Origin of the sequence: Congregibacter sp., assembly GCF_047617445.1 — a bacterium.
Lineage (GTDB): Bacteria > Pseudomonadota > Gammaproteobacteria > Pseudomonadales > Halieaceae > Congregibacter.
This window is the reverse complement of the sequence record NZ_JBLGBE010000040.1, coordinates 1-13455: the sequence shown is the minus strand read 5'-3', so window position 1 is coordinate 13455 and position 13455 is coordinate 1. Positions and strand designations below refer to the sequence as shown.

At 54.8% G+C, this 13455-nt stretch carries 10 protein-coding genes; 4 read left to right on the top strand and 6 right to left on the bottom strand.

The genetic code is table 11. The annotated features are described in order from the left end of the window. Nucleotides 1-3: 3 nt before the first annotated feature. Nucleotides 4-1737 carry an ABC transporter transmembrane domain-containing protein gene (locus tag ACI9KD_RS10520; protein ID WP_414981121.1) on the top strand — a complete coding sequence of 578 codons (1734 nt, stop codon included), beginning with the start codon at nucleotides 4-6 and terminating at the stop codon, nucleotides 1735-1737. A 16-nt stretch (nucleotides 1738-1753) separates the two neighbouring features. Here ACI9KD_RS10520 and ACI9KD_RS10515 read toward each other — a convergent pair whose 3' ends face one another. Further along, nucleotides 1754-3751: a BCCT family transporter gene (locus ACI9KD_RS10515; RefSeq protein ID WP_414981120.1), complete on the bottom strand. Its 1998-nt coding sequence runs from the start codon at nucleotides 3749-3751 to the stop codon at nucleotides 1754-1756. A 233-nt stretch (nucleotides 3752-3984) separates the two neighbouring features. Here ACI9KD_RS10515 and ACI9KD_RS10510 point away from each other — a divergent pair, with 233 nt between their 5' ends. The 3 genes from ACI9KD_RS10510 to ACI9KD_RS10500 all read left to right on the top strand — a co-directional run bounded on the left by ACI9KD_RS10510 (nucleotide 3985) and on the right by ACI9KD_RS10500 (nucleotide 9094). Further along, nucleotides 3985-6582: a TonB-dependent receptor gene (locus ACI9KD_RS10510; RefSeq protein ID WP_414981119.1), complete on the top strand. Its 2598-nt coding sequence runs from the start codon at nucleotides 3985-3987 to the stop codon at nucleotides 6580-6582. Between the two features lie 64 nt (nucleotides 6583-6646). Beyond that, nucleotides 6647-8602, top strand: coding sequence for a sulfotransferase (locus tag ACI9KD_RS10505; protein WP_414981138.1), 1956 nt, complete (start codon nucleotides 6647-6649; stop codon nucleotides 8600-8602). A gap of 18 nt (nucleotides 8603-8620) precedes the next feature. Beyond that, nucleotides 8621-9094: a MarR family winged helix-turn-helix transcriptional regulator gene (locus tag ACI9KD_RS10500; protein ID WP_414981118.1), complete on the top strand. Its 474-nt coding sequence runs from the start codon at nucleotides 8621-8623 to the stop codon at nucleotides 9092-9094. 32 nt (nucleotides 9095-9126) lie between these two features. On the opposite strand, the gene ACI9KD_RS10495 is transcribed toward ACI9KD_RS10500, so the two are convergent. The 5 genes from ACI9KD_RS10495 to ACI9KD_RS10475 all read right to left on the bottom strand — a co-directional run. After that, nucleotides 9127-10113, bottom strand: a complete 987-nt coding sequence (locus tag ACI9KD_RS10495) for a hemerythrin domain-containing protein (protein WP_414981117.1) — start codon at nucleotides 10111-10113, stop codon at nucleotides 9127-9129. Nucleotides 10114-10213: 100 nt separating this feature from the next. After that, a complete protein-coding gene (locus ACI9KD_RS10490) occupies nucleotides 10214-11587 on the bottom strand; it encodes an NAD(P)(+) transhydrogenase (Re/Si-specific) subunit beta (RefSeq protein WP_414981137.1) in 1374 nt (457 codons plus the stop codon). Continuing rightward, entirely contained in the window at nucleotides 11584-11865 is a 282-nt protein-coding gene (locus tag ACI9KD_RS10485; protein WP_414981116.1) for an NAD(P) transhydrogenase subunit alpha, read from the bottom strand. The genes ACI9KD_RS10490 and ACI9KD_RS10485 overlap by 4 nt, the downstream gene beginning before the upstream one ends. 2 nt (nucleotides 11866-11867) lie before the next feature. Continuing rightward, on the bottom strand, nucleotides 11868-13010 hold the full coding sequence (locus ACI9KD_RS10480; protein WP_414981115.1) for a Re/Si-specific NAD(P)(+) transhydrogenase subunit alpha: 1143 nt from the start codon (nucleotides 13008-13010) through the stop codon (nucleotides 11868-11870). 213 nt (nucleotides 13011-13223) lie between these two features. Continuing rightward, a partial coding sequence (locus tag ACI9KD_RS10475) for a cupin domain-containing protein (protein WP_414981114.1) occupies nucleotides 13224-13455 on the bottom strand: 232 nt, incomplete at its 5' end.

Sequence of the window (13455 nt, the reverse complement as noted above, 5' to 3'; positions counted from 1 at the left end):
ACGATGGGGCCGTTACGGGCCCTGATTAGTCGACTTTCGCCCTATCGTTGGCGACTTGTCGCAGCGGCAGTTGCGCTTGTTTTTACGGCAGCCGCGACGCTCACCTTAGGAAAGGGTCTTCAGATACTCATCGATCGCGGCTTTGGCGGTGATGACCCCGGGGCATTGGGGGATGCGGTGCGCGTAGTGATGCTCATCACAACCGCTATTGCGATCGGTACCTTCTTCCGCTTTTATCTTGTCTCCTGGCTGGGCGAGCGCATCAGCGCCGACCTTCGGAGCGCCGTTTTCCGCAACATCGTGCGCCTGCACCCCGGGTTCTTTGAAGAGAATCGCTCAGGGGAAATCATGTCGCGCTTAACCGCCGATACCACAGTTTTGCAGACCATTATCGGCTCCTCCATGAGCATGGCGCTGCGCAGCTCTCTGACACTCAGCGGCGCTGTGGTCATGATGTTGATCACCAATTTCAAACTGACCCTGTTTATTGTTGCCACGGTACCCATGGTGCTGCTGCCAGTGATGATTTTTGGTCGCCGGGTTCGCAAGCTCTCCAGCAGCAGCCAGGATAGTGTGGCAAGCGTCGGCTCCTACGCCGGAGAAATTATTCAGAATATCCGGACGGTTCAGGGCTTTAACCGCGAAAGCGCAGAGTCGACAGCATTTGATGCAGAAGTAGAAAAAGCCTTTATCATTGCTCGCTCCCGGGTACGGCAGCGGGCTTTACTGATCGCTTTCGCGATCATCATCCTCTCCGGTGGCATGATCGCGATGATGTACTCCGGCGGGCAAGACGTGATCAGCGGAGCCATGACCGGCGGTGAGCTGGCGGCCTTTATGTTCTATGCGGTGATGGTCGGCTCAGGCTTTGCAACGCTTTCAGAGGTCTGGGGTGATGTGCAGCGAGCTGCCGGCGCAACAGAACGTCTACTGGAGCTCATAGAAACAGACAGCTTGCTCTCGGATACCGGCGACCGGGAGTCCATCTCCAAAAATCCCGCAATGTTGCTCCGCGATGTGTCTTTCAGTTATCCCTCGCGTCCCGACACGCTCGCTCTGGATCACGTATCGCTGAACATTGAAGCGGGCAAAAGTCTGGCGCTGGTAGGGCCATCGGGTGCGGGAAAGACCACCTTGTTTGAGCTTTTCCAGCGGTTTTACGATCCGCAAAGTGGCGCACTTTTTCTCGATGGAATCGATCTTCGAGAGATGTCTCTGGCGCAGCTACGTTCAAACCTCGCCGTCGTGCCCCAGCAACCCACGCTGTTTAGTGCGGACGTTCGCTACAACATTGCCTACGGTAAACCGGACGCCAGCGACGAAGAAATACAGGCCGCGGCCCGCCGAGCGCATGCCCATGACTTCATCGAGGGTTTGCCGGAGGGATATGGCAGCTATCTTGGAGAACAGGGTGTGCGGCTATCCGGAGGTCAACGTCAACGCATTGCCTTAGCCCGCGCCATGCTCACGGATCCCAAGGTGCTCTTGCTTGATGAGGCCACTAGCGCGCTGGATGCAGAGAGTGAACACCAAGTCCAGCGGGCCATCAATGAACTCATGCACGAACGCACCACGGTAATTATCGCGCATCGCCTGGCAACCATCCGGGATGCCGATTGCATCGCTGTACTGGACGAGGGCAAAGTGGTTGCCACGGGTACGCATGACGAGCTACTAAAAAGCTCTGAATTGTATGCTCGCTTGGCGAAACTACAGTTTCGCAACGAAGGCGCTTAAGCGGCATTCCTGAGGATCATCGCAGGGTCGTCAAGAAGTGAAGGTGATTCTCGTACTGGCTCAGCACATCATGAGAAATCTGCTCGTGAGTCCACCCCATAATGCAGTAGTCCTGACCACCTTGAGACAAATGCACCTCGGCCCGGTAGTAGCGATCGCCTTCTGCCATCGATGAAATCGCTTCCCCCGCGAGGCGCTCATCAGGCATGTCATGAACGCGACTTCGCACCTCATACACAAAGTCAATCTCACCGCCGTTGAGTACCTCCATGCGCACGGAAGGTTGCTCATCAGATTGCTCGGTAACTCTCGCCGCCACCTCATGGTTCTGCAACTCTTGAGCAAATTCCCGTAGCGCGGGTGTCACCTGATCCTTAAGAAACTGACGCACACTTCTGTCGGCGGGAAAATCCAGGAGATTCGACAGTCGACTACGCCAGTCGCCATCGGCGCCAGAGGCCGGAGAAACACTTTGCGCACTGCGCTGCGACGCATCCAAAGAAAGCGCCCGCGCAAAACCCCAAATTGCCCCCAGCAGCGCCAAGGAGAAAGGCAGCGCACTGGCTATCGCAGCCGTCTGCAGCGAGGACAAGCCGCCGGCCAGCAACAGTACGGCTGCGATAGCAGCAATTACAGCGGCCCAAAATACCCGCTGAAGTACCGGTGTATCGTCCCTACCGTTAGCCGACAACATATCAAGCACCAAAGCACCGCTATCGGCAGAGGTTACAAAAAACACCACAATCATCAGCAAGCTAACGCCGGACAAAAACGTCGAGAACGGCAGGTACTCCAGAAACTGGAAGAGAGCCACGGCCTGATTGGCAGAAACAGCTTCCCCAAGCCCTTGAGCGCCTTCGTTGAGAATCAGGTTGATTGCGCTGTTACCGAACACGCCCATCCACAACAGAGTGAACCCACAGGGCACGAGCATTGCTCCCAGTGTGAATTCACGGATAGTTCGGCCCCGAGAAATACGCGCGATAAATAATCCGACGAAGGGTGACCAACTGAGCCACCAGCCCCAGTAAAAAATAGTCCAACCACCTAGCCAATCAGTCGGGTCATAGGCATAGAGCGTAAAGGTCTTGCTGACAAGCTCGCTGATATAGATGCCAAGGCTTTCCAGGGTTGCACCCAAAATGAGAATCGTAGGCCCAGCAATGAGCACGCCGATTAACAGCAATACTGACAGAGCAATATTGAGCTCCGACAGCCGCTTAATGCCTGCATTGAGGCCCATGGCTACGGAGATACTCGCCAACGCCATGGTGCCAATGATCAGTACTACCTGCACGCCGGGAGACACCGGAATATCAAAAAGATACGCGAGCCCCGCGTTGATCTGCAGAACGCCAAAACCCAGACTGGTGGCAATACCACAGGCGGTGCATACGACGGCAAATACATCGATAGCCGCGCCGACAGGCCCGTAGATTCGCTCACCGATCAAGGGATAAAAGGCCGAGCGCATGGTCAATGGCAGTCCATGGCGATAAGAAAAGTAGCCCAGTAACAGGGCGACAATTGCGTAGATTGCCCATGCATGTAGACCCCAGTGAAAATAGGTCAGCGTCATGGCATGACCCGCCGCCTCTACGGTGCTGCCGTCTCCATGTGGCGGCTTCAGGAAATGCATCACCGGTTCAGCGACACCAAAGAACATCAGACCGATGCCCATGCCCGCCGCGAAAAGCATGGAAAACCAGCTCAAGGCACTGTAGTCGGGCTCAGAATGGTCGGGCCCGAGCTTGATGTCACCAAAGCGAGAGAAACTGAAGATCAGAACGCTAAGTAAGACAATCGCCACAACCAACACGTAATACCAACTGGCATAGATAACGATTGCAGCCTGCACCTCTTGCAAGAGTGCGTTGCTCGCATCAGGCGCAATCGCCGCGCAAAGCACCAGCAATAGCAATATGCCCGTGGCCGGCAAAAACACCCCACGATCAACGCTAAAGCCCATAAAGGTTTCGCTCACAGGCGGCTTGTCGTTGGCCGAACCACTCATCTCAATCCCTGCTTAAAAAGTTAAAGACTGAAGGGTACGCAGATTATTCAATGTCAGCAAAGTATTAATATAATGTGTACTAACCTTTATTTTTGTCACAAACAAATAAAATAGGTAGTTAAATCAATGTTTTAAAGAATTTCTGGGTAGCTCCGGGCAGCATAATTACTTTTGTGTTAAACTTTATTAGGTTTTATAACGCAATATTTTGTCGGGGAGACAACATGCGATCCATGAACAAACTTCAACTCGCCACTCGCGCAGCAGTCATAGCTAGCGTCACCGGCGGAAGCCTCGCCAGCGGCAACGCCGCCGCTCAGATCGAAGAGGTCATCGTGACTGCTACCAAGCGATCAGCTAGCACTCAGGACATTGCCATTTCCGTACAAGCACTGGGTGAGAGCACCCTTAATGACATGGGGATTACCAACTTCGAGGACTACCTTGTGCAACTGCCCGGCGTAACAGCTGGCGGCAGCGGCCCAGGGCAGAACACTATCTACATTCGTGGCGTGGCCTCCACGACGCCAAACCTGACCACCGCTGGCGTTGCCGGGCTATCACCCAACGTCGCCCTCTATCTTGACGAGCAGCCGTTGGCGCAACCGGGCCGTAACCTGGATGTGTATGTAGCAGACATGAACCGCATCGAGGTCCTTGCCGGCCCCCAGGGCACCCTGTTTGGCGCAAGCTCGCAGGCGGGTACCGTTCGCCTGATCACCAACAAGCCCGATTTTGCCGGCACCTACGGAAAAATGAAACTGGGTACGGCCTTTACGCAAGGCGGTGAAATGAGTAACAGCGTCGAGGCCATGATCAACGTCCCGGTCACTGACAAGCTTGCCCTGCGCGGCGTAGTCTATGTGGATCGCATGGGCGGCTACATCGACAACGTGGCAGGCACCCTGAATACCCGCGAAAGCGCGCGCTTCCGGCCCGAAGGCACCGTGCGCGCTAATGGCGTACCCGTCAGTGCCCAGCGCACAGGGTTTCAGGCCGGCGCAGATCTGTCTGGCGTTAACTTTATTGACGCAGACAACAGCACCAGAGCCGAAGAAAACTTCAACGACGCCACCTACGCGGGCTTTCGCCTCTCCGGCATTTACACCATCAACGCTGACTGGGACCTTCAGCTCTCACACATGCAACAACAGCTTGATTCCGATGGCGTGTTTTTCTCGGACCCGGACCTTGATGACTATGAGATAACGCGCTTTCAACCTGACAACATCACTGACGAATTTAGCAACACTGCCTGGACGCTCACCGGAAGAGTTGGTGAGCTGGAAGTGCTGTACTCCGGCGCCTTTACAGACCGTCAAACAGATCAGTTGGTTGATTACTCTGACTACCTGTTCGTGGGACAGTATCTGCCCTACTACATCTGTGACAGCTCCGTATCCTATCCCGGTGATGCGGCGCCCAGCGGCACTTGCCAGGCACCCGATCTATTTGTAAGCAGCAAGACCGAAACCGAAGTGTCCACCCATGAAATTCGACTCAACACGGCCGAGGATCGTCGTATTCGAGCTACCGTTGGCGCTTTTTACAGTGATTTAACACTTACTGAGCGCAATGATTTTACCTATCCCGGCTCCTCGCGCATCGACGGCTACGGCTCACAAACAGGCTTCTCACCGAACTTCCCCTTTACCACCGGCTACATTTCGGATCCCGGCCCATTCCCCGACGGCGTGATATTTCGTAATGACGTGCGCCGCACGGATGAGCAAATGGGTGTCTTCGGTGAAGTCACCATGGATTTAAGCGACAGCTTTGCACTCACCTTAGGTGCGCGCTGGTATGACATCGAAGTAGGTCTCGAAGGCAGCGCCAACGCCTCCTTCTGTAACTTGTTCCAACCGGATTCGAACTCCTTTGGTACTGACATCTCGGACCTTTACAACGGTGACGGTCAAATCACCTCGCGCGGCACCTGCGACCCCGATGCACAGCTTACCTACACGCTGGACAATATCGATGAGGCGCCAGATCAGGTTGCAGCAGCACTGCGCGATGCACCTAGCAAGGCGCAAACCGACGGTGTAATCGGCAAAGTCAGTCTTTCCTATACACCCAATCAGGATCAACTGTGGTTCGTCACGCTGTCCGAGGGCTTCCGTCCCGGACTGCTGAATCGTCCCGGTGGTGCAGCGGGGCCCAACGGCTACCAGGTGCCCTTTGCCCTGGATACCGACGACGTAACCAACTACGAACTGGGCTGGAAGCTCGACCTGCTGGATCAATCTCTGCGCTTGAACGGCAGCCTGTTCTTTATTGATATTGAAAGACTCCAGACCACAATTTTTGATCCCAGCATTACCAACCTGTTCTTCTCGGACAACGCGGCCAATGCCGAGGTATTCGGACTTGAGGGATCGGTAGATTGGGCTCCGCCGTCAATGCCCGGACTGATAGTGACTGGGTCCTTCTCTATGCTCGACACGGAGATCACTGAAGTCCTTACGCCCACGAACGATGTGCGCAAAGGCGACTCACTGGCCTTTGCACCGGAGCTACAGGCCACCATTCGCGCCCGCTACAACTGGGAGCTAAATAACGGTCTCCGTGCACATGTGATGCCACATCTGGCCTACTCCGACGATTCCTTCAGCGACATCATCGCGATCAATCGACAAACGCTGGACTCATGGATGATGCTGGGCTTTACTGCCGGTGTTTCTAACACCCAGTGGACGGCAGAAGTGTACGTCGACAACCTCACCGACGAGGCTGCGGAATTGTCCAGCAACTTTGTGTACGACCAAAACCGGGTCACTCTGGCGCGCCCTCTCACAGGTGGTGTGCGCTTTACCTGGAACTTTGAGTGAGCCCAAGCGCCCGGCATCGCCGGGCGCCACTTTCACGTCTGACACAGCTAGCACAGCGGAGTCCATCACCACTCAAGCCCAGAATTTCATGCGCAACGGGAAAATCCCCGAAGCGCTGAGCCTGCTCCAAAACCAACTACAGCAAGACCCCGACAACAGCGACGCACTGTACTTCGCAGCAGTGTGCGCGCGCACGGGCCGTTCATTCACATCGGCACAGGCGTATCTGGGCACCCTTCTGGCTAGGGAGCCGGGCAATAGCCGAGGGCTTCAGGAACAAGCCCACCTCTACAGAGACACTGGAAACGCAGCCGCAGCTATAGACGCTTACGGTGAGGCACTGCGCGCCAATCCCGCACTTGTAGCGAGCTACCGGCAGCGCCTGACACTGCTTCGCGACGCCGGGAGAGAACAGGAAGCGAACATTACCGCGGCGCAATTGCAACGCGTGGAAGCACTGCCAAAGCCATTGCTAGGGGTCACCGATTTACTAGCTCAGGGCCGCATTCTCAAAGCCGAGCAGCTCTGCCGACAGTTTCTCATGCAGTCCCCTTACAACACCGAGGGCATGCGGCTGCTCGCGGATATTGGCTCTCGTCTGGGCGCCCTGGAAGAGGCAAATTTTCTCCTGGAGAGCGCTTGCGAACTGGCACCTTCGGACACGGCACTAAAGATTGATTTGATTCGCGTGCTCAGTAAACGACAGCGCTTTGAGGAGTCTTTGGAGCAAGCCGATTCACTCCTTCGCAGCGCCCCACAGAACCTTCAGTTTCAGTCACTGAAAGCCATCGAGCTGCTGCAACTAGGCCACTACGAAGAGGCCATCAAAGGTTTTGACGGGATACTCACAAAGCTACCGGGAGACGCAATCACACTGACTTCAAAAGGCCACGCCTTAAAGACCCTCGGTGCGGGCGCCAAGGCAATTGCCTCTTATGAGGCCGCAAGTATCACTGCCCAAGGCGGTGGAGAGGCCTGGTATGCCCTGGCCAACCTAAAGACTTATAACTTCAGCGACACGCAAATCCAAAAAATGGGGGCGCAGCTGGCCGATAACCCCCCATTGCTTGATCGCATTTATCTTGCCTTCGCCTTAGGCAAAGCCTTTGAAGATCGTAGTGACTACCAGCGCTCTTTTGACCATTACGCGATGGGTAATGGTCTTAAACGAGCTCAGCTGAATTATCAGAGCGAAGGTTTTAAACGCGAGGTCGACGCCCAGTGCAACGGGATCACTAGCGATTTTATGCACGCCCAGGGGGGTTTGGGTCACGATGCTGCCGACCCCATATTTATTGTAGGAATGCCCCGGGCTGGCAGCACGCTACTTGAACAGATACTGGCTTCGCATAGCCAAGTTGATGGCACCCGGGAGCTCCCCAACATACTCTCCCTTGCCCAACGGCTGCGCCGACAACGCAATGACAAGGGCGAGACGCCAGGATATCCGGGAATCCTTGCAGACCTCAGCACAGAGTCACTTCAACAACTCGGTAAAGACTTTATTGAGCAAACTCAGGTCCATAGAGGTGACGCGCCTTTTTTTATCGACAAGATGCCAAACAACTTTCGGCATATCGCCCTGATCAAACTCATCCTCCCCCGGGCAAAAATTATCGACGCCCGGCGAGAAGCCATGGCTTGCTGCTTCAGCAACTTCAAGCAGCTGTTCGCCGAAGGACAGGAGTTTAGCTACGACCTTGCAGACCTGGGCTACTATTGCCGCCAATACGAACGCTTGATGGGACACTGGGACTCGGTCCTCCCCAACAGCGTGTATCGCTTACAACACGAAGCTTTGCTGGGAGATTTTGAAGGCGAACTTCGCGGACTTCTTGATTTTCTGGAACTCCCTTTCGAAGAGAGCTGCCTGCGGTTTTACGAAAATGACCGCCCGGTTCGCACGCCCTCGTCAGAACAAGTTCGCCAACCACTATTTCGCGATTCTGTGGAGCAATGGCAGAATTACGCACCGTGGCTAGAGCCACTCAAGAGCGCACTCAACCACGAGGCGTATTGAAGACATTGGATTTCCTTTATGGCAGATTTACTCGACGACGTGCTCGTCTCCCTTCGCCGCATATTACGCGCGACCAGCATTCATTCCCGCAAGCTGGGACGGTCTGTAGGCATCACCTCGCCGCAGTTGATGGTGCTCGGAGCAGTGAACGCGAATGACGGCCTAACTGCCACCGAGGTCGCCAACGCCGTGAGTTTAAGCCAAGCCACGATCACAGCGATCGTCTCGAAACTGGAGGATCGGGGCCTGCTTAAACGGGAACGCAGCAGTGTGGACAAGAGGCGGGTACATGTTTCGCTCAATGATGCGGGCCGTGAGGTTCTCATTCAGGCACCCAAGCCTTTGCAGGAGAGCTTTTCCCGACGCTTTGAGGCTCTTCCCCGCTGGGAACAGCTTCAGTTAGTTTCGTCGCTGGAGCGTATCGCCCGAATGATGGATGCCGAGGACCTGGACGCAGCACCGGTACTTACAGACCACGCCGACCTGTACTAGTCCCGCCCCAAGCCAAACTCCCTGGGGTAAGACTATCCGGGGCGTCCCGCTCTTCGCAGCAGGCGCAGGCGATCTTTGCGCTCACGGTTAACCCGCAACAGGTCAGACACCGCATCTCGGTATACGCTCTGTAAATCGTCAAACCAATCAAGGGTAAGCCGCATGTTGTTTGCCGCGCATAGAAAAGGCGCTTTAAGCGGCTCATCAAGGACGATGTAGCTGGCTTCCCGAAGTCCGGTAACAAACTGATCCCGGGTGATCGTACGGCCACTTTGATTCGCCATGCTCAGAACTTCATAGGCTTCAAAGAGGGACTCAATACTCACCCACTCAGCGACGGCCTGACGCTCCACACCACGTCGCAGACTCCGCCGCAGCTTGCGTGCCATGTTCCGAAACTCGCGCTGCACGCGGCGCCCAAACACAGGGTCACCCACGGGCTTAAGCTGATCATCTGCGGACAACTCGCGCCAGTCAGCATGACTCAGAACTGCATCGATCACCGGGAACACTTCCTGCTCTTCAAAACTCATATGACCGTAGGATGCCTGAACATACTCTCGACCCAGGCGCACCAGCTTGGATCCGCCCAGTTCACCCCGGCGCCAATCCTCAACAGCCTGAAGTAAGTCGCGGCCATTACGTAACAGATGATCATGATCTTGCTCGAGACGTCGGCGGTCTTCCGCAAGCCCTTTATCAACATCAGCCGCATAGCTGTAAATCAGGTCTTCCCGAGGATGATGAAAGCGATCCGGCCAGGTAACCATGTAGTCCATAATTTCATAGATCACATGGGTATCGACCAACTCGCTTCGCTCAATGGCATTCAAGTGATCGGATAAAAGCGCGAGAACACTCGCGATGTGGCGGTGCTCTGCACGCAGAGCCACCAACATAGGCGCCTCTGACACGTCACTTTGGTATTGGTCAGCAAAGGCCTGAAGGTCCATGGGTACCGGACCGGAAGTCTTACTGCGGGATTTGGCTGATGCCGATCGAGCCTGACTGGCCGCCATGAAAGTTACCACTAGCCGAAGATTGAGCGGGCAAGCCTAACGGGCGAGGACAACGCAGGCAAGCAAGCTCCCGGAACACGTCCGGGAGCTGCAAGAAGAATCACTTACTTGCGAACTCTCGAACGAGGCTGGCAATAGATTCCTTAGCGTCACCAAACAGCATCCGCGTGTTGTCCTTGTAAAACAACGGATTCTCTATCCCAGCAAAACCAGACGCCATAGACCGCTTAAGCACAAACACAGTGCGGGCCTGATCAACATTGATTACCGGCATACCGTAGATGGGAGACGACTCCACATCACGCGCTGCAGGATTCACAACATCATTGGCCCCGATAACGATCGCTACGTCCACGTTCTCCATGCGGGGGTTGATATCGTCCATTTCCAACAGCTGGTCATAGGGAACATCTGCTTCAGCAAGCAGCACGTTCATGTGACCTGGCATACGACCTGCCACTGGGTGAATACCAAAATTCACTTCCGCGCCGTTCTTTTCAAGCAGCTCAGCGAGCTCTTTAACCACGTGCTGCGCCTGTGCAACAGCCATTCCATAACCCGGAATGATCGCGACATTTGTCGCCGCTTCGAGGATATAGTAAGCATCCTCGGCAGAGATCGGCTTAATTTCGCCCTCTACAACGCTCTCTTCGTCACTCACAGTAGCAAAGCCACTAAACAGCACATTCGAAAGTGAGCGGTTCATCGCCTTACACATAATCTGCGTCAGGATGATGCCCGAAGCGCCGACCAGTGAGCCCGCAACGATCAAAATGTTGTTGTTGATCGCAAAACCCGCAGCACAGGCAGCGAGGCCTGAATAGGAGTTCAACAGCGAGATCACAACCGGCATATCCGCACCGCCAATTGGAATCACAGCCATGATACCGAAGGCAAGCGACAGGCCGATCATCACAAACAGCCAAAGGGGCGTCTCGGGATGCAGCGAGAACATGTACCCGCTTGCAAAAATCGCGACCACAATGATGCTGTTCACCACCTGCTGCCCACGGAACTGCACTGCAGCGCTACCAATTTTCTCGCTGAGCTTGCCATAGGCCACTAATGAACCGGTAAACGTCACACCACCAATAAGGATGGAGAGCACAATTGTCACCAAGGTGAACAAACCTGCATCGCCCGTAATGGCGGCAGCACCGACTAAAAGACTCGCCAGACCACCAAAACCGTTAAACAGTGCCACCATTTCAGGCATAGAGGTCATCTGAACCAGCCGCGAAGCCGCAGCACCGATGGCACCACCTACGAGGAAGCCGGCAAAAATCCACTGATATTCCACAATCCCCTGATCGAGGAGTGCAGCAACGATGGCCAAAAGCATACCAACGGCAGATATTGTATTACCTCGACGCGCAGTCGCGGCGGAGCCTAAAAGCTTCAGCCCATAGATAAACAATGCTGCCGAGACAACATAAGTCAGCTCAGTTACAAAAGAAGAAACATCCACAATCAGCCTCCTCTCTTTTTAAACATCGCCAACATGCGGTCGGTCACCATGTAACCACCGACGACATTGATTGAGGCCAGTGCCACAGCACCGGCGCCCAGCCAATTGGCGAGATCTTGCTGGCCAGTACCTGCCAGCGATATCGCACCAACGACGGTGATGCCCGAAATCGCATTTGCCCCAGACATAAGCGGCGTATGCAGCGTTGCGGGTACTTTGGTAATCAGTTCGAAGCCGAGAAATATCGACAACATTAAAATAAACGTCAGAAATATCGCATCCATGATCAGGCATCCCCCGCCAGAATGTTCTTGATAGTCTCGTTAACAACAGCGCCGTCATGCGTAATCACGCAGCCGGGCAAAATGTCGTTTTCCATGTTCAGCACAAATGCGCCAGTCTCTTTATCCCAAGTGTCTTCCACGAGGTTAAACAGGTTGTTTGCGTACATCACCGAGGCATCACGGCACACATAATTGGGCAAATTTCCAAGACCCACTACCGTTACACCGTTGATATCTACCACTTCGTTAGGGACCGAGCCCTCGACGTTACCGCCCGTCTCTGCTGCCATATCGACCACTACGGCTCCGGGCTGCATGCCCTCGACCATAGATCTGGATACGATAACTGGCGGCTTTCGACCAAACACCTGCGCCGTAGTGATTACCACGTCTGACTCAGCGATAACTGCCGCCTGGGCATCTTGCTGCTTCTGAATCTGTTCGGGAGTTAACTCCTTCGCATAGCCGTCAGAGGTCTGCCCCGTGTCACCCAAGTCAATATCTAAAAACGTCGCGCCCAGTGACTGCACTTGCTCAGCAACTACCGGGCGGGTATCGAAGGCCGTAACCCTGGCGCCGAGGCGCTTTGCCGTTGCGATGGCCTGCAGACCCGCTACACCGGCACCGATAATGAATACCTTGGCAGGCTTAAGTGTGCCTGCGGGCGTCATCATCATGGGGAATATGCGCGGTAGGCGCATCGCCGCCAGCATAACCATCACGTAGCCGGCGAGGTTGGCTTGAGAGCTCAGCGCATCCATTTTCTGACTGCGCGTCGAGCGAGGGATCATTTCCATACTGATGGCGGTGACACCAGCTTCGGCAAATGCCCGGACTAAAGCATGCTCATTAAAGGGGTCGAGATAGCTGATATGGATGCAACCGCGCTTCATCTGCGGTATTTCATCCAGCGCTGGCTTGCGCAAGCGCAGCAGCATATCGGCAGAGCCTATGAGAGCAGCGCGATCAGTAACGATCTCTGCCCCCACTTCGCTGTACTCGCTATCTTGAAATCCGCTACCAACACCCATACCTTTTTCTATCTGGATGGTGGCACCCAATCGAACGAGTTTTTTTGCGGTGTCTGGGGTCATCGCCACCCGGTTCTCGCCCGGGTAGAGTTCTTTAGGGACAGCTAACTGCATGTTTATTCCACCCTGTTTCGGTCAGTTCTCGGTGCGCTGGCTGATCGACTCCCTAGCGCCATCAAAGCCCCCATTTTTTGAGGGGGCAAGACTTTAGCACAGGGAGAGGAGGCTACGAAGTGCGCTGCGACAGCTGAACGCCGAATAGCGGTGAAAATTTACTGTGCGTAAAGTGACTCTGAAAGACCCTTATGAGTGCTTTCGAGCCTCTACTTAACCTGCCTGAAGCCGAAGAAAGGGGTTCATCCAGCGATACTTCCAGCCAGTGAATCGTAAGGGCGCATCGATAACCGCTAAACACAGGCAGTCTTCGTCAGCAAAAGCTCGCGGTGCGTGCACGTCGTTCTTGCTGCGGTAGATAAAATCGCCCGGATAGTAGCTACCCCGATCGTCACTAAAACCGCCCTGAAGCACCAGCGTCATTTCTGAACCCCGGTGATCATGA

Excerpts from the sequence above, each read along its gene's own strand:
- ACI9KD_RS10495 (WP_414981117.1), bottom strand. The coding sequence starts at position 10,113 with ATGGCGGCCAGTCAGGCTCGATCGGCATCAGCCAAATCCCGCAGTAAG.
- ACI9KD_RS10500 (WP_414981118.1), top strand. The coding sequence starts at position 8,621 with ATGGCAGATTTACTCGACGACGTGCTCGTCTCCCTTCGCCGCATATTA.
- ACI9KD_RS10485 (WP_414981116.1), bottom strand. The coding sequence starts at position 11,865 with ATGGATGCGATATTTCTGACGTTTATTTTAATGTTGTCGATATTTCTC.
- ACI9KD_RS10510 (WP_414981119.1), top strand. The coding sequence starts at position 3,985 with ATGAACAAACTTCAACTCGCCACTCGCGCAGCAGTCATAGCTAGCGTC.
- ACI9KD_RS10520 (WP_414981121.1), top strand. The coding sequence starts at position 4 with ATGGGGCCGTTACGGGCCCTGATTAGTCGACTTTCGCCCTATCGTTGG.
- ACI9KD_RS10480 (WP_414981115.1), bottom strand. The coding sequence starts at position 13,010 with ATGCAGTTAGCTGTCCCTAAAGAACTCTACCCGGGCGAGAACCGGGTG.
- ACI9KD_RS10515 (WP_414981120.1), bottom strand. The coding sequence starts at position 3,751 with ATGAGTGGTTCGGCCAACGACAAGCCGCCTGTGAGCGAAACCTTTATG.